The organism is Neoalteromonas arenosi (assembly GCF_030362855.1).
GTDB lineage: Bacteria > Pseudomonadota > Gammaproteobacteria > Enterobacterales > Alteromonadaceae > Alteromonas_E > Alteromonas_E arenosi.
Map to the genome: position 1 here is coordinate 164,676 of NZ_JAUCBP010000011.1, position 14,693 is coordinate 179,368.

Sequence of the window (14,693 nt, forward strand, 5' to 3'; positions counted from 1 at the left end):
AGGACTATACCGACAGCATCGGAGCAATAAAACCGATATTTAGATAAAAGTGAGACACATATCCCAATATAGGGATATTTTAGGATGAGCATCCTAATAATGCCGAGCAAACCTCGGCATTTTGGGATGAATTTACATATTATTTACAATTAAACGAAATTTTCATCCGCTTAAACATCATCAGTAATAATGTCGGAATCTTCGATGTCGGTCACGCTATCGTCATCGTCATCATTGCTAGACACTTTACTTGAACCGTAAATACTGCCGGTTTTAGGCCGGTTGATCCGACGTTGGTATCTGACCCATGCCTTCTCAATCGCCGTCTTAGGCTCTTGCTGACCGTACGCCGCTTTTAAAAATTCGTGATCTTCATCCGTTTCCGGTTCAATCTTGCCATCGACTAAAGCCGCCATTAAGCACCCATACTGGGAAAGAGCTTTACTTTCGTTGATAGAAAAATCACCGGAGCGAGAAAATCCGTAAGGGTAGTTCTTGGGGTCGCTGAACATGCGCTTTAGCAAATCAAGTCGAGTTGTATTCGCCATAACAATTACCATCCTAAAAAAAGAGTGAAGGACTATGTCATCAGCTTGTGTTTTAGGGCTAAAATCGCGCGCTGTCAAACAACTTTTTGATGAATTTTGTGTGACAGCGCTAAGCTATTATTTTTTCTGATTTTTTGGTATCCACGCCCAAATCATTTCACAAACAACCGGCTCTATATTAGCAGCATCAGTGACGGTTACTTTGACTGTCACCTCGCCTTTCTCATCACGCTGTAACATCGCTAGTTGTTCATCAGATAATTCTGCGACCGCTTGCATGTCACCAGAGGCACGCTTCACATACTTTAGATTCATACTTTTCATCAGCGGTAACTTGTCGCCTGGCAAGTTAACGCCCACGATAAATCCCGTTGCAGATTCAGCTAACAGCGCCATCCCTGCAGCATGAACACTACCAATGTGGTTTTGGACTTTTTTGCGATTTTTTTGCCGAAATACCACTGACTTGAGATCCGTCTTGAGAATTTCGAGACCGACCGTGCCCACTAATTTCACTTTACTGCGAAATAACCATGTAAGTAGACGACGGCTCAACCAACTTGGGTACCGATTGACCTTGATAACAAATTGACGAAGGGGGTTGGAACTAGACATAAATACGACCTCTGGTTTGACCAGTTGACGCTAACTAAAAGTCAGAAAGAATGCAACAACTCTTCGCGGGGCATGAAAATACCATTATGATAGTTTCGTACGCAGCCTAAGCACTCAAGATTCTGAAGTGTGTATCAATAAGTCAATTGGAGGAGGAGTAAATGCAAAGAGCATGGCATAAAGCAGGTCTGGTAGTGAGTATTGGCTTACTCTGTGTACAAGCAAATGCAGATGAAGCCATATTTGCAAAGACCGCTCCGACTATCGATGGCAGTGGCACTGACACTGTATGGCAAAATGCCTCTTGGTATCCTATCGATTTCCCTATCATTGGTGATTTACCAGCGAAGAGCGATTTTTCCGGTCGCTACAAACTGGCTTGGGATGAGAATGCCTTATATCTACTCGCTGAAATTCAAGACGATGTGCTGTTTGACCAAAACCCAGATCCTAAAATCGCCTATTGGGATGACGACTGTCTGGAAATTTTTATCGATGCCGATGCGTCAGGTGGTATCCATCTGAATGATTACAATGCATTTGCCTATCATGTGGGATTAGATAATCAGGTCTCTGATATCGGCCCTGATGAACAAGGAGGCGGAACACCAATAGTGTTAAATGATCATATCGACAGTCAGTGGCTTCGTGCTGCATCAGCGCCATTCATGATCACGTGGGAGCTCAAGATCAACATCTACGCCGATGACTTTCATCACAAGCGCCCAACCCAACCCATAGCACTAAGTGCTAACAAAGAGATGGGCTTTATGCTGGCCTACTGTGATAATGATGGCAGTAAACATCGGGAGAACTTTATCGGCTCACACCCTATTGAAGCTGTCGAAGGCGATAAAAATCGAGGTTATATCGATGCGTCTGTTTTCGACCGATTAAAACTCATACCTTAGAAAGGCAAGCTAGCCTATTCGAGCAGAGCACTACCCGGCTTCCGGTCGCGGCCCACAGGGTCGCTAGCAACAAAATTGATTAATTTGAAATTCTAGAGATAGAAATTTGGAGCGGGAAACGAGACTCGAACTCGCGACCCCAACCTTGGCAAGGTTGTGCTCTACCAACTGAGCTATTCCCGCTTAAAGAGGTGTCTTCTTTCGAAGAGGTGCGCATTTTACAAAAATATTGCTGCAACGCAACCGAATTTTGCAAAAAAAATCATCTTCGGCAAAATTTTTAGTTTGAATGGACAAATTGCAAGCAAATTAGATTGAAAAAACGTGCTCTCGATAATACTGCAGCTCAGCAATTGACTCGCGAATGTCATCTAATGCCAAGTGCACATTTTTTTTCTTGAAGCCATCTAGCACTTCAGGTTTCCAGCGCGCGACAAGCTCTTTGATTGAACTGACATCGACGCTGCGATAATGAAAATAATCCTCGAGCTCTGGCATGTACTTAACCATAAAACGGCGGTCTTGACCGATCGTATTGCCACACAAAGGTGATTTCCCCTTGCCCACATATTGCTGCAGAAAAGCAATGGTTTGCTGTGCTGCTGCGGCCTCGTCTACAGTGCTCGCGCGACAGCGCTCAGTGAGTCCAGTCTTACCGTGCGTATCGATACACCAAGGGTCCATATTATCCAATACACTGTCAGGTTGATGCACCGCAATTACCGGTCCCTCAGCAATAATGTTTAGCTGTGGATCAGTAACAATAGTGGCAATCTCCAACACAACACATGTGTCCGGATCTAGGCCGGTCATTTCCATATCTATCCAAACTAAGTTTTGATCATTCATATGCACCGTCACCCTTACAGTAATACTGCCACCTAAAAATAGCGTGGTATCTAATCGCTGCAAACGTTAACATGTAAGGGCTAATCAGCCAACGAATATTGACGAGTGAAGAAGAAGCGCCACCTTACCCAACAGCAAAAACGTCGGATCAAAGCCAATCGCCAACGACGTATAGACCAGCGCAACGACTCACAAGAAGTTGCTGCCACAGACTCGCAGAATTGGCTTGCAGGTACGGTTACTGGTCGTTTCGGACAGCATGCAGATGTAGAGATTGAGCGCGAGCAAACGCTGCGCTGCCATATTCGTCGTTCAATCGACTCGATAGTCTGCGGTGACCGCGTCGAGATCAGTACAGAGCAAGACAGTTCTGGTGGTATGGAAGGTGTGATTGAACTGGTGCATGACCGGCAGTCACTTTTGTCACGTCCTGATTTTTACGATGGTATCAAACCCATCGCAGCAAACATTGACCAAATTATCGTCGTCAGCTCAATTCGGCCCGACCTTTCAACCCATATTATCGACCGCTATTTAGTTGCCTGTGAAGAAACGGGAATACCAGCGGTAATTGTCATCAATAAGATTGATTTGTTAACCGATGAAGAGCGTCAAACAGTTGAGACTGAACTTCAGGTTTACCGCGATTTAGGCTATCCCGTGGTTTATACCAGCTGTAAAACCGAAACTGGCATGCTGCCACTTCAAGCTGTACTCAATAACAAAGTGAGTGTGTTTGTCGGTCAAAGTGGGGTCGGCAAGTCCAGTATTATCAATGTACTGCTACCCGACGCTGATGAGCTTACGGGTGCCATTTCAGATACATCTGGCCTTGGGCAACACACAACCACCACAGCCAAGCTGCTGCATTTCCCATCGGGGGGTGATTTGATTGATTCTCCCGGTGTTCGTGAGTTTGGCCTGTGGCATATTCCTGTCGAACAGATCACCCGGGGCTTTGTTGAATTTCGCGATTACCTTGGCGGTTGTAAATTTCGCGACTGCAAACACCTGAACGACCCCGGTTGTATTATTCGTCAAGCGGTTGAAGACGGTAAGATAACGCAAGCCAGATTTGACAGCTATCATCGCATTATCGCCAGCCTCGATGAAAATCGTCCCAGCCACGCCGAAACTGCCCCGAAATCTTGATCGAAGTCATCGATTAGCTCTTATAAATGCCTATTAGTCGTTTCAAAGGCATACTTTTATGGGCCTTAAAGCCAGTTTTTATGACGCGCTCTTAACCACACGAATGGTCGTGCGGAGCGCACAAGTTATAGTGCTTTTAGGCGTCAGCGGAATCACCATGGCAAAAACAGCAGTCATCACCTTTACCGACCCAACCGAGTTAGATAATTGGGTTATCATCAATGATACCGTTATGGGAGGGCGCTCAGTAGCGCATATCGAACCAACACCAACGGGTACGCGCTTCAGCGGTTTGTTATCGCTCGAAAACAACGGTGGATTTGCCTCTATACGTCGTATCCCCGAACCGCTTGGGTTAAGTAGTAACAAAGCTATCGAGCTTACCGTCCAAGGTGATGGACGCACCTACCAGTTTCGACTGCGTACCAATCGGCAACTCGATGGAGTGGCTTACGTAGCAACCTTTGCCACGCCTCCCGAAGCCACCACTGTTGTGCAGTTCACAACGAAAGACTTCACACCGCAGTGGCGTGGTCGCATCGTGACCAATGCAGCGCCATTAGCATTTGAGGATGTTCAGCAACTGGGTTTTATGCTGGCGGATAAAACCCCAGGGCATTTTGCCTTGAACATAATGTCTATTGCCCAAACAAACACAGTCGATATAGCCAACAAGACTGACTCATAACACTTAAGTTCACGTGCGAAGAGCAAAATGGTGTACAATTCGCGCGTTATTGTTTTGGAGTTTCTTTTGTGATCAATTGGCTTAAAGTGAATTTACAGTATGTCTTGCCCAAGCATTTAATCTCGCGCTTGGTTGGCGGCTTAGCTGCAGCGCAGGCAGGCTCATTAACAACAGGTCTGATTAAGCTGTTTATCAAACAGTTCAATGTGGATATGAGCGAGGCTGCAAATCCGGATCCAGAGAGCTACAAGACCTTTAATGACTTCTTCACCCGTGAGTTAAAGTCAGGTGCTCGCCCAATAGTGGCTGATGAAAACGTGTTAGTGCACGCAGTAGACGGAGCCGTTAGTCAATGCGGCCCAATCAAAGACGATGCCATTTTTCAAGCCAAGGGCCATGAATACAGTTTGACCGCGTTACTTGGTGGTGACCCTTCAATTGCACAACCATTCAAGAACGGTGACTTTGCTACGATTTATTTATCACCGCGCGATTACCACCGCATTCACATGCCAATCGATGGTGTGCTTACCGATATGGTCTACGTGCCCGGCGATTTGTTTTCAGTCAATCCGCTAACAGCTGAAAATGTGCCCGGCTTGTTTGCGCGTAATGAGCGCGTTGTCGCTATTTTCGATACTGACGTTGGCAAGATGGCCATTGTATTGGTTGGCGCCACCATCGTTGCAAGTATTGCGACTGTCTGGGCGGGAACCGTTACGCCACCAGCTGGACCGAACGTAGTGCATTGGCAGTATGACACAACCGGTGAAAATGCGGTTACGCTGCAAAAAGGAATGGAGATGGGTTTATTTAAACTCGGCTCTACCATCGTGGCCTGTTTTGAACCTAATCGGGTTGCGCTTGAAAGTATGCAGCCTGGTGACGTCACGCGTTTGGGCACGCCATTCGCCTCAGTTTTAGAACAGCAAGCATCGACCACTGACGCTGAGGCCTAAGCGCACTTATGGATCCGGTTAAACGCAGCTTAATATCGCTGCACTTAACGGTTATCTTGCTCAGCGCCGCCTCGTTGTTCTCCAATATAATACCGCTCAATGCTATCGACATTACCTTCGGTCGCTCTTTGTTCGCCTGTATTTTATTGTTCGTATTTATTGGCCTGACGCAATCCAGCCTAAAACTGCAATCACGCCGTTGTTACTTCATCGCAATTGGCTTGGGTGCCTTGATGGCCGCTCACTGGACCAGTTATTTTGCCGCGATGCAATACGCGGGAGTGTCAGTAGGGATGATCGCTTTATTTACCTTTCCGGTGATCACCGTGTTAATCGAGCCTTTTTTCGAGCGCTTTTCCCTCGCTTGGCAAGATGTGGTCAGTGCTCTGGTCGTGTTGTTTGGCATCTATTTAATTGTGCCTGACACTAGTGTTGAGAATGACGTGACCTTAGGTGTGCTCATTGGTGTCGCGTCAGCAATCTTATACGCAATAAGAAACATTCTGCATCGCAAACATTTCGCCCATTACGGTGGCGCAAAGGCCATGGCATACCAAATATTAGTGGTATGTGTATGCTTACTGCTGTTTGTTTCGCCGGAATTTTTTGCATCAACCCATACCATGTGGCTACAAATGATAGTGCTCGGCACCTTGTTTACCGCTGTACCTCATGCTTTGGTGGCGACGAGTTTACAGTATCTTCGCGCTAAGACGTTTTCGTTAATTGCTTGTATGCAGCCCTTGTACGGCGTAATACTGGCTATTATTGTATTGAACGAAAATCCTACATGGACAACGTTGTTTGGTGGCCTTTTGGTTATTTCTGCATCTGTGTACGAAACGATTAATGCACATCAACGTCAGCCAGCAGTAGAAAGTTAAGTACAATTTAGGAGCGCGTAATGCAAGTGTTTGCCCATCGGGGAGTCAGTGGTGAAGCCCCCGAAAATACCTTAGCTGCGATTCAGCTGGCACTTAAATTACCTATATGCGGTGTTGAAGTTGACGTTTTCGCCTGTGAAGATGAATACATACTTATTCACGACCGCTGGTTAACCCGCACCGCTGGCCTGGCAAAACGACTAGACCAAATGTCATTGGCTGAATTGTTAGATACTCCGGTCGGTGAGCACAACAGCGAAACCCAATATATTCCCACTTTGGCGCAAGTACTCACGCTTGACTGGCGCAATCACTTACTGAATCTTGAACTTAAATCCATACCGAATATGCGCCATTTCTGTGATTATCTGGTTCAACATTGCAAAGCGGCAAACATTGCGCCTACACAGCTTTTGATCTCTTCATTTCATCACGGTTATCTCGATGAAATTCATCAGATTGCAGCACATTACACGCGAGGCTGGTTAACCGCCTCATATCTGCTTAATCGAGCAGAGCAGGCAGCAAGAATGGGATGCCAGTGGTTTAACATCGATGCTGATGTGGTAGACCTGGCGATTGTCAGCGATGCGCATAAACGTGGACTCAAAGTGGCGGTATACACTGTTGACGAGTCAGCAGACCTTATTTGGTTGCAGCAAATCGGCGTAGACGCCGTGTTTTGTAATCACCCTGGAAAAGCGCAAGCGTATCTTGACAAACGCAAGGCTTAATTGGACGGTGAGAGTGTAGTAACAACTTTGCTGGCATCGTCGATAGCGACGTTTTCGCGCTGCGGAGCCGAACGCTCTGTATCAGTCTTTTGCTCACTGTGCGCAAAGCGTAGGCCAAGCCCAGCATTTGGGTGAAGTGTTGCCACTAACTTCGCCAAACTAACAAATTCGACATTGTAGTGTTGTTGTAAACGCGCATTTAACCGTTCTACTGTTAGCGGGTGTGGATGGCCAATGCCAATTGCATGGCCGTATTTATGCGCTAGCCGGATCAAGCGATCAAATTGCTCATCAATAAACGCTTCCGTTATTTCGTGATCGAGAAATACTCGCCGTTGTACGGCCGGGACACCGGTCTGATTAGCGATCCGAAATGCCTTACTGTAGCGAGTAGTCCGACTATCCATAAAGAAGAGGTCTTGGTCTTGTAAGGTTTGCATCAGAATAGTCATCGGCAGTGTCAGCTGTGTCAATTTACTGCCCATGTGATTGTTCACACCTTGCGCATGCGGCACAGTGGCTAACGCTTGGTTGAAGGTATCGACCATCATTTGTCGATCCATGCTATCTACCAATGCCCCCTCACCTAGATTGCGCGGCCGCTGCGTTTCCATCGGCAAGTGTAAAATCACGGTGCGACCTTCTTGATAGGCTTGTTCAGAGAATTTTTTAGACTGGAGAGTGTGCGGCAAAATCGCAAACGTGACATGGGTTGGCAACGAAAATGCGTGACTATCCGACTGACGATATCCCATATCATCAATGACGATTGCGACTTTGGGTAGCACAGCAGCGTGATCCAAATCACCATCAGCCAATGCCGTTAATGCTACCGTCAGTAGTGTAAGTAAAGTCAAAAATCGCACAAGTGCCCTCCATCGGCTCAAAGAATATCAATGCCTGTTAGCAATTGCGAGTTGAGTCAGTATTGTTTTCGATTTATACGTATTAATTGCCATGGTAGCCTGTATATAAATCTTCCAAGTTATCGGAACAGTTAATGTCACTTACGCTCAAACAATGGCACGATAAAGTTACGTCAGCGGCACAGATACTCGGTCAGAGCCAATGTCCGCCTTACCAAACTGCTGTAGAGTTTTCGCCGTTTTTCAGTGCCGGGCATCATGGCCACATTTACCTAAAACACGAACATATGCAGCATACTGGCTCATTTAAATATCGCGGCGCGCTGCACAAACTACTGAGTCTTTCAGCCTCTGAACAGCAAGCAGGCATAGTAACCGCCAGTTCAGGCAATCACGGTATGGCGTGTGCCTTTGCTGCCGCACAATTAAACATTGAAGCATCGGTATACGTGCCAGCAACTGCCAGTGAATTTAAGTTAGCGCAAATATCCCGTTTAGGTGCCAATGTCATTACCGTCGATGGTGACTGTTTAGAAGCTGAAATGCAGGCTTTAGCTACGGCAAGGGCACAGGGGTTAACTTATATATCGCCGTATAATGATGCCGAAGTTATCGCCGGACAAGGGACCATCGCCGTTGAATTACTTGAGCAACTGCCCGATCTTGATGCCGTTTTCGTGGCTGTCGGTGGTGGCGGTATGATCGGCGGTATCGGTAGCTACTTAAAAGCCGAACATCCACACATTGATGTTATTGGCTGTTGGCCAGAAGTCGCTCCGGCGATGGCAAAATGTTTGCAGCACGGCGGTATCATTAACGTAGATGAAAAACCAACACTCTCTGATGGTACGGCAGGTAATGTTGAGCCTGGAGCTGTGACCTTCGAGCTTTGCCAACAGGTGATCGACAGACAGGTATTCGTTTCAGAACAACAAATCGCCACCGTCATTCGTCAAATGGCCGAGCACGAGCGGCAAATAATTGAAGGGGCTGCAGCTGTTGCAATTGCCGGTGCGCTCGCGCTGAGTGAAGAATATGCGCACAAGCAAACGGCGGTTATCGTGTGTGGGCGAAATATTGCCTACAGCAAGTTTTGTCAGATCTTAAATGGCTAATAAGGCACTAACGCCATTTGAGCCAAGCACTGGGGTTTAGCGCTTTGCCTTTGTGGCGGATCTCGAAATACAAGTTAGGGCTCGCTTGACCGCCACTGCGTCCAACTAAGCCAATCGTTTGTCCGGCTACTACGACATCCCCAGGCTGGGTTAACAATGCTTGGGAATGACCATAGACACTCATGTAACCGTCGCCGTGATCAACAATGGTTACTAGGCCGAAGCCTTTTAACCAATCAGCATACAAAACACGGCCCGGATGAACAGCGCGGATTGGACTGCCTTCACTCCCTTCAATGATGACGCCTGTCCAGCGCACTTGCCCTTGACGACGATCACCAAACAAACGGCGAAAACGCCCATCAGCAGGCATTGCTAATTGACCTTTAACATCAGTTAGACCATCAAACGACGTGGGTCGTTGCTGAGCATCAATACGGGCTTGTTCAATCGCCTGTAATAATGCCTCCGCGCTGGCCTGTAACTGTTCTACGCGCTCGGCATCGGTTTGAATCCCACGGTTTAGGGCTTGTAACGCAGTTTCTCGTTGCTGTTGTTGTTCAGTTAAACGCGCCTGCTGCTGTGATTGGGTGGCGAGTAATTGGTTTAGTTCAGTGATAACTGCAGTAATATCAGTTTTAACTTGCTCGAGCTTTTTGATATCCGCGCGAAAGGCTTCGATCGCATCTCGCCGCGCATTACTGACATACTGATAATATGCCAATACCCGCTCAAACGTGCCTGCGTCTTCTTGGTTTAACAGGATCTTGGCGTAATCATAATTACCCGCCATGTAAGCGCTTTTGATTTGCGCAGCAAGTGCCTGTTGTTGCTGTTCGATATTACTTTCGAGTTCAGTTTGCTGGGCTAACAACTCGGTTTGACGCGTCCGATTCGTTGCCAGTGAAGCGCGGGTTCGCGTTAACGCTTGAGTAGTGTCAGAAATTGCAACTTCAGCTTGCTTCAACTGCTGTTCGATCGACTTAGCTTGTGCTTGCTTTTCACGCAACTGCTGCTGCGTCTGCTCTATCTGTTGTTGGATCTGTTCCAGTTCTTGCTCAGTTTGTTGCGCTGCAACGGGGCTGCTAATGAGTAGTGATGGCACAAAAAATAAAGCGCACAACCTCAACTGGCTGGCGCTTTTTTGGGATGATATCGTGGTGCTCTTTAGCTTATTCACTGCTGCTTAACACGGCTAGTTAACCGACTGTTTCCATGCGAGTTATACGGCTCAGTCTAGCTGAGTTAGCCGCAACAAAAAAGTGCTTAACACCTTAATTCAAGCTCACAATCGATTGTCCTGTCATTTCAGCAGGTTGTTCCATTCCCATTAGATACAACATGGTAGGTGCAACATCGCTCAAGGTCCCTCCCGTGCGCATTTTTGCATCGCGCCCAAAGTAAATGAAAGGCACGGGTTCGCTGGTGTGCGCGGTATGTGCTTGGCCCGATTGATGGTCGACCATTTGCTCGGCATTGCCGTGGTCAGCCGTGATCAAACACTCTCCACCGTGTGCCTCTAACGCCGCTACAATCCTGCCAATCGCAGCATCTACTGCTTCACAAGCTTTTACTGCAGCATCAAAATTGCCCGTGTGCCCCACCATGTCACCATTCGGGAAATTACAGACAATAACATCAAACTCGCCAGATTCGATCGCTGCCACTAACTCGTCGGTGAGCTTCACTGAATTCATTTCTGGCTGCAAATCGTAGGTGGCTACATCAGGTGATGGGATCAGCACGCGCTTCTCACCACTGAATTCATCTTCACGGCCACCACTATAGAAAAAGGTTACATGCGCATATTTCTCAGTTTCACTGATACGCAACTGGGTTTTATCATTTTTTGACAACCACTCACCCATTACATTGACTAAGTCTTCTGAAGGGAAAGCGACTTGTGATTTGATATCGGTAGCGTACTCGGTCAAAGAGATAAATGCGCCTAGAGCTGGAATGACTTGACGTTCAAAACCGTCAAATGGATTGTCGATAAAAGCGCGACTCAGTTCACGTGCTCGGTCAGCACGGAAATTCATAAAGATCACGCAGTCATTATCTGCTATCGGTACACTCTCGCCAATGACTGTTGGTTTGACGAATTCATCGTCTTCGTCACGGCTGTAAGCGGCTTCTAAACCTTCTACCGCTGAATTAACGGTGTAATCACCTTGGCCTAAGGTCAACAAATTATACGCTTGCTCAACGCGATCCCAACGGTTATCACGGTCCATTGCATAGTAACGGCCCACTAAGCTGGCAGTTTTACCCGTACCCAGTTCAACAAACAATGCATCGGCCTTCTCAAGGCTAGCCTTAGCGCTGCGTGGTGGAGTGTCACGACCATCTAAAAATGCATGCAAATAAACCTTTGACGCTCCGCGAGCGACTGCCAATTTCAATGCGGCAAAAATGTGATCTTCATGACTGTGCACACCGCCTGGCGAGAAAAGCCCCATAATGTGTACTGCTGCACCATCTTGGACCGCTTTATCTATACCGCCGGTCAGCACTGGGTTGTCGTCAAAATCGCCATCAGCTATCGCCTTACTCACCTTGGTAAAGTCTTGGTATACCACTCGGCCAGCACCTAAGTTCACGTGTCCAACTTCACTATTGCCCATTTGCCCATCTGGCAAACCAACATCTAGGCCAGAGCCAGATATTAAGGTATTTGGAAACTCTTGATACAAGCGGTCTAGATTCGGCGTATTGGCATGTGCAATAGCATTGTTATCGGTATCTTCGCGATAGCCCCAACCATCTAAGATTAAAAGTGCCAAGGTCTTTTTACGCACAGGTGCTGACTGACTCATAGATTCCTCATATATATAATACGCGAACAAGGTTGCTTAAATTAGCAATGGTGATTATTCGCAAAAGCGTTTAGCAAAATATTGTGCACGAAAAATACCAGTTCGGCGGTCTTTATGAAACAGATTTGCTATGACGAATGGTTTAAACCTAGATCGAGAAGGCATAGTGAAGCGCTATTGTGTTTTGATCGCTTTTAATACTGTGAATTTTCTATATACTTTGCGTTCATTTTTTGCAGTGGTAGAAAGGGCAAACATTCATGCAACAAGTCATCGAATTCGCTGGTAACCACCCGTTCCTTTCAGGTGCATGGGTAATACTCGCTATAATGTTGGTTTACAGTTATATCAATAGTGCGTTCTCGCCTGTCAAAGAGCTGGGAACTCACGAAGCGACTTTACAGATCAACAAAGAAGATGCCTTGGTTTTGGATATTCGTCCCCCTGCTGACTTCAAAAAAGGTCATATTTTAGGGTCTCGTCAATTGAAGCCCGAAGAAATCCGTGAGGCAGATTTCAGTAAGCTTGAAAAACACAAAGGTAAACCCATTATTGTAGCTTGTGCTATGGGTAATAGTGCGCGAAAGACCGCACTACAGTTAACTAAAGCTGGGTTCCCGAATGTTTCTGTTTTAAAAGGCGGTGTTAACGCTTGGACAGGTGCTGGGCTACCCGTTAGCAAATAAGATTCGGAGTTTTTCATGAGTAAAGTCGAGTTATACACCAAAGGTTATTGCCCCTATTGCCGCCGTGCGAAAGCACTCTTGAGTGACAAAGGCGTTGACTTTATTGAGTACCCCATAGACCAAAAACCTGAGTTACGCGACGAAATGATCGAGCGTGCCAACGGTGGTTACACCGTGCCGCAGATCTTTATTAACGACCAACATATCGGTGGTTGTGATGACATGTTCGCATTAGATTCACAAGATAAACTTGATCCGCTATTGCAAGCGGCATCTTAAACACTATATACAGGCAGTAAAATGGCAGACGAACAGCAAGCAAACGGTGCAGCAGCCGCTGAACAAAATCAAGCGCCACAATTCAATATTCAGCGCATCTACACTAAAGACATCTCTTTTGAGACGCCAAATTCTCCAGGCGTATTTACCAAAGAGTGGAAGCCCGAAATCAAGCTTGATTTAGACACTCGCACAAACCAAGTAAACGATACCACGTACGAAGTTGTGCTCGCTGTAACAGTAACAGCATCGCTAGGCGAGGAAACTGCATTTTTGTGCGAAGTTCAACAGGCAGGTTTATTTACCTTTGGTGAAATGCCCGACCAAAACAAGGCTCACATGCTAGGTGCATACTGCCCGAACCTACTTTTCCCGTATGCACGTGAAGCGGTATCTAACATGGTAAATCGCGGTACATTCCCACCGCTTAATTTGGCTCCGGTTAACTTTGACGCAATTTTTGCAGCCTACATGCAAAAACGCGCACAAGAACAGCAAGCGCAAGGTGACCAACCACAGGTTCCTAACGCTTAATGAATCAATCTGCGGTTACGGTTCTCGGTGCCGGTTCTTACGGAACGGCATTGGCGTTCTGTTTGGCCCGCAATGGTATTGATACCTACCTATGGGGCCGTGACCCGGCCCATATGCAAGCCTTAGCGCAGGCACGGCAAAATGAACGTTATTTGCCAGGAGCCAGGTTCCCTGAGGCACTGCATATCGAAGCAGATTTCAAACAGGCACTTGCTGCAGCAAGCGATATATTGGTTGTTGTACCCAGCCATGCCTTTCGTCAAACGTTGGAAGCTATGCAACCGTTGCTGACCCCCGAGCACCGTATCATTTGGGCAACCAAAGGGCTTGAACCAGGTACTGGGCGGCTTCTGCGCCAGGTTGCATTCGATGTCTTCGGTCAAGAGCGGCCGTTAGCCGTTCTTTCGGGACCGACCTTTGCCAAGGAAATGGTTGCCGGTTTGCCAACGGCTATTTCATTATCGGCAACAGATGAACAGCTTGCGACAGATTTTGCGGCAAAGCTTCACTGCCCCAAATCATTTCGCGTCTATCGCAACGATGATTTCATTGGTGTGCAATTAGGCGGCGCGGTTAAAAACGTTATCGCAATTGGTGCCGGACTGGCAGACGGTTTGGGGTTTGGCGCAAACGCGCGCACAGCATTGATCACTCGTGGTCTGGCAGAGCTTACGCGACTGGGGGTAAAACTCGGTGCACAGCCAGAAACTTTTATGGGTATGGCTGGCTTAGGAGATTTGGTGCTGACCTGCACTGATAATCAATCGCGTAATCGTCGTTTTGGTATCGCACTCGGTCAAGGTCATTCTGTGCAGGAAGCAATGGACAGTATTGGTCAGGTCGTTGAAGGTTATCGCAACACTGAAGAAGTGCACATTTTAGCGCAGCGTGAGGGGGTAGAAATGCCCATCAGCGAACAAATCTATCAAGTCCTATACCGTGGCAAGTCAGCAAAATCAGCCGCCATGGCGTTACTGGGTCGAGAGCAAACCTCCGAGTAAACTCGTCTTCGATGCAGTTATAAAAGCTTATATCAGCGGTTATCGTGATACCC

At 47.1% G+C, this 14,693-nt stretch carries 17 protein-coding genes and 1 tRNA gene; 11 read left to right on the forward strand and 7 right to left on the reverse strand.

All coding sequences use genetic code 11. The annotated features are described in order from the left end of the window. Positions 1-170 precede the first annotated feature (170 nt). Both QTP81_RS13315 and QTP81_RS13320 read right to left on the reverse strand, forming a co-directional pair. A complete protein-coding gene (locus tag QTP81_RS13315; RefSeq protein WP_289366184.1) occupies positions 171-548 on the reverse strand; it encodes a MaoP family protein in 378 nt (125 codons plus the stop codon). A 117-nt stretch (positions 549-665) separates the two neighbouring features. Further along, entirely contained in the window at positions 666-1,163 is a 498-nt protein-coding gene (locus QTP81_RS13320) for a DUF4442 domain-containing protein (protein ID WP_289366186.1), read from the reverse strand. 161 nt (positions 1,164-1,324) lie between these two features. Here QTP81_RS13320 and QTP81_RS13325 point away from each other — a divergent pair, with 161 nt between their 5' ends. Beyond that, entirely contained in the window at positions 1,325-2,074 is a 750-nt protein-coding gene (locus QTP81_RS13325; RefSeq protein WP_289366187.1) for a sugar-binding protein, read from the forward strand. A 107-nt stretch (positions 2,075-2,181) separates the two neighbouring features. Here QTP81_RS13325 and QTP81_RS13330 read toward each other — a convergent pair. Both QTP81_RS13330 and orn read right to left on the reverse strand, forming a co-directional pair. Then, positions 2,182-2,257, reverse strand: a tRNA-Gly gene (locus QTP81_RS13330). Positions 2,258-2,383: 126 nt separating this feature from the next. After that, positions 2,384-2,923, reverse strand: coding sequence for an oligoribonuclease (gene orn / locus QTP81_RS13335; RefSeq protein WP_434532987.1), 540 nt, complete (start codon positions 2,921-2,923; stop codon positions 2,384-2,386). Positions 2,924-3,028: 105 nt separating this feature from the next. Between orn and rsgA the strand changes: the two genes are divergently transcribed. From rsgA to QTP81_RS13360, 5 genes are all read left to right on the forward strand, one after another. Continuing rightward, positions 3,029-4,075: a small ribosomal subunit biogenesis GTPase RsgA gene (gene rsgA / locus QTP81_RS13340; protein WP_289366188.1), complete on the forward strand. Its 1,047-nt coding sequence runs from the start codon at positions 3,029-3,031 to the stop codon at positions 4,073-4,075. Positions 4,076-4,232: 157 nt separating this feature from the next. After that, complete coding sequence (locus QTP81_RS13345; RefSeq protein ID WP_289366189.1) at positions 4,233-4,763, forward strand: CIA30 family protein; 531 nt, start codon at positions 4,233-4,235, stop codon at positions 4,761-4,763. Between the two features lie 68 nt (positions 4,764-4,831). Next, positions 4,832-5,722, forward strand: a complete 891-nt coding sequence (gene asd / locus QTP81_RS13350) for an archaetidylserine decarboxylase (RefSeq protein WP_289366190.1) — start codon at positions 4,832-4,834, stop codon at positions 5,720-5,722. Positions 5,723-5,730: 8 nt separating this feature from the next. Beyond that, a complete protein-coding gene (locus QTP81_RS13355) occupies positions 5,731-6,606 on the forward strand; it encodes a DMT family transporter (protein WP_289366191.1) in 876 nt (291 codons plus the stop codon). Positions 6,607-6,626: 20 nt separating this feature from the next. Then, the gene (locus QTP81_RS13360) at positions 6,627-7,340 is read left to right on the forward strand and encodes a glycerophosphodiester phosphodiesterase (RefSeq protein WP_289366193.1); all 714 of its coding nucleotides are present in this window, start codon (positions 6,627-6,629) and stop codon (positions 7,338-7,340) included. On the opposite strand, the gene QTP81_RS13365 is transcribed toward QTP81_RS13360, so the two are convergent. After that, a complete protein-coding gene (locus QTP81_RS13365; RefSeq protein ID WP_289366195.1) occupies positions 7,337-8,206 on the reverse strand; it encodes a divergent polysaccharide deacetylase family protein in 870 nt (289 codons plus the stop codon). The two genes, QTP81_RS13360 and QTP81_RS13365, sit on opposite strands and share 4 nt — an antisense overlap. Positions 8,207-8,340: 134 nt before the next feature. Here QTP81_RS13365 and QTP81_RS13370 point away from each other — a divergent pair, with 134 nt between their 5' ends. Next, positions 8,341-9,321: a threonine/serine dehydratase gene (locus tag QTP81_RS13370; protein WP_289366196.1), complete on the forward strand. Its 981-nt coding sequence runs from the start codon at positions 8,341-8,343 to the stop codon at positions 9,319-9,321. Positions 9,322-9,328: 7 nt separating this feature from the next. Here QTP81_RS13370 and QTP81_RS13375 read toward each other — a convergent pair whose 3' ends face one another. Together QTP81_RS13375 and gpmI are read right to left on the reverse strand one after the other, a co-directional pair. After that, positions 9,329-10,426 (reverse strand): murein hydrolase activator EnvC family protein, encoded by a 1,098-nt coding sequence (locus tag QTP81_RS13375; RefSeq protein ID WP_289366198.1) that lies wholly within the window; start codon positions 10,424-10,426, stop codon positions 9,329-9,331. A 169-nt stretch (positions 10,427-10,595) separates the two neighbouring features. Next, positions 10,596-12,140: a 2,3-bisphosphoglycerate-independent phosphoglycerate mutase gene (gene gpmI / locus QTP81_RS13380; protein ID WP_289366200.1), complete on the reverse strand. Its 1,545-nt coding sequence runs from the start codon at positions 12,138-12,140 to the stop codon at positions 10,596-10,598. A 260-nt stretch (positions 12,141-12,400) separates the two neighbouring features. On the opposite strand from gpmI, the gene QTP81_RS13385 reads away from it, so the two are divergent. Genes QTP81_RS13385 through gpsA form a run of 4 tightly spaced genes read left to right on the forward strand, consistent with a single transcriptional unit; the run spans position 12,401 to position 14,640 of the window. Beyond that, positions 12,401-12,826: a rhodanese-like domain-containing protein gene (locus QTP81_RS13385; RefSeq protein WP_289366202.1), complete on the forward strand. Its 426-nt coding sequence runs from the start codon at positions 12,401-12,403 to the stop codon at positions 12,824-12,826. A 15-nt stretch (positions 12,827-12,841) separates the two neighbouring features. Further along, positions 12,842-13,105 carry a glutaredoxin 3 gene (gene grxC / locus QTP81_RS13390; protein ID WP_289366203.1) on the forward strand — a complete coding sequence of 88 codons (264 nt, stop codon included), beginning with the start codon at positions 12,842-12,844 and terminating at the stop codon, positions 13,103-13,105. 21 nt (positions 13,106-13,126) lie between these two features. Beyond that, complete coding sequence (gene secB, locus QTP81_RS13395) at positions 13,127-13,639, forward strand: protein-export chaperone SecB (protein ID WP_289366204.1); 513 nt, start codon at positions 13,127-13,129, stop codon at positions 13,637-13,639. Next, on the forward strand, positions 13,639-14,640 hold the full coding sequence (gene gpsA, locus QTP81_RS13400; protein ID WP_289366205.1) for an NAD(P)H-dependent glycerol-3-phosphate dehydrogenase: 1,002 nt from the start codon (positions 13,639-13,641) through the stop codon (positions 14,638-14,640). The genes secB and gpsA overlap by 1 nt, the downstream gene beginning before the upstream one ends. Positions 14,641-14,693: the final 53 nt, after the last annotated feature.

What these genes read in the sequence shown, in the direction of transcription:
- orn (WP_434532987.1), bottom strand. Translation starts at nt 2,923, where the DNA reads ATGAATGATCAAAACTTAGTTTGGATAGATATGGAAATGACCGGCCTA.
- QTP81_RS13355 (WP_289366191.1), top strand. Translation starts at nt 5,731, where the DNA reads ATGGATCCGGTTAAACGCAGCTTAATATCGCTGCACTTAACGGTTATC.
- QTP81_RS13325 (WP_289366187.1), top strand. Translation starts at nt 1,325, where the DNA reads ATGCAAAGAGCATGGCATAAAGCAGGTCTGGTAGTGAGTATTGGCTTA.
- gpmI (WP_289366200.1), bottom strand. Translation starts at nt 12,140, where the DNA reads ATGAGTCAGTCAGCACCTGTGCGTAAAAAGACCTTGGCACTTTTAATC.
- gpsA (WP_289366205.1), top strand. Translation starts at nt 13,639, where the DNA reads ATGAATCAATCTGCGGTTACGGTTCTCGGTGCCGGTTCTTACGGAACG.
- QTP81_RS13385 (WP_289366202.1), top strand. Translation starts at nt 12,401, where the DNA reads ATGCAACAAGTCATCGAATTCGCTGGTAACCACCCGTTCCTTTCAGGT.
- QTP81_RS13320 (WP_289366186.1), bottom strand. Translation starts at nt 1,163, where the DNA reads ATGTCTAGTTCCAACCCCCTTCGTCAATTTGTTATCAAGGTCAATCGG.
- QTP81_RS13345 (WP_289366189.1), top strand. Translation starts at nt 4,233, where the DNA reads ATGGCAAAAACAGCAGTCATCACCTTTACCGACCCAACCGAGTTAGAT.
- QTP81_RS13370 (WP_289366196.1), top strand. Translation starts at nt 8,341, where the DNA reads ATGTCACTTACGCTCAAACAATGGCACGATAAAGTTACGTCAGCGGCA.
- grxC (WP_289366203.1), top strand. Translation starts at nt 12,842, where the DNA reads ATGAGTAAAGTCGAGTTATACACCAAAGGTTATTGCCCCTATTGCCGC.
- secB (WP_289366204.1), top strand. Translation starts at nt 13,127, where the DNA reads ATGGCAGACGAACAGCAAGCAAACGGTGCAGCAGCCGCTGAACAAAAT.
- QTP81_RS13315 (WP_289366184.1), bottom strand. Translation starts at nt 548, where the DNA reads ATGGCGAATACAACTCGACTTGATTTGCTAAAGCGCATGTTCAGCGAC.
- QTP81_RS13360 (WP_289366193.1), top strand. Translation starts at nt 6,627, where the DNA reads ATGCAAGTGTTTGCCCATCGGGGAGTCAGTGGTGAAGCCCCCGAAAAT.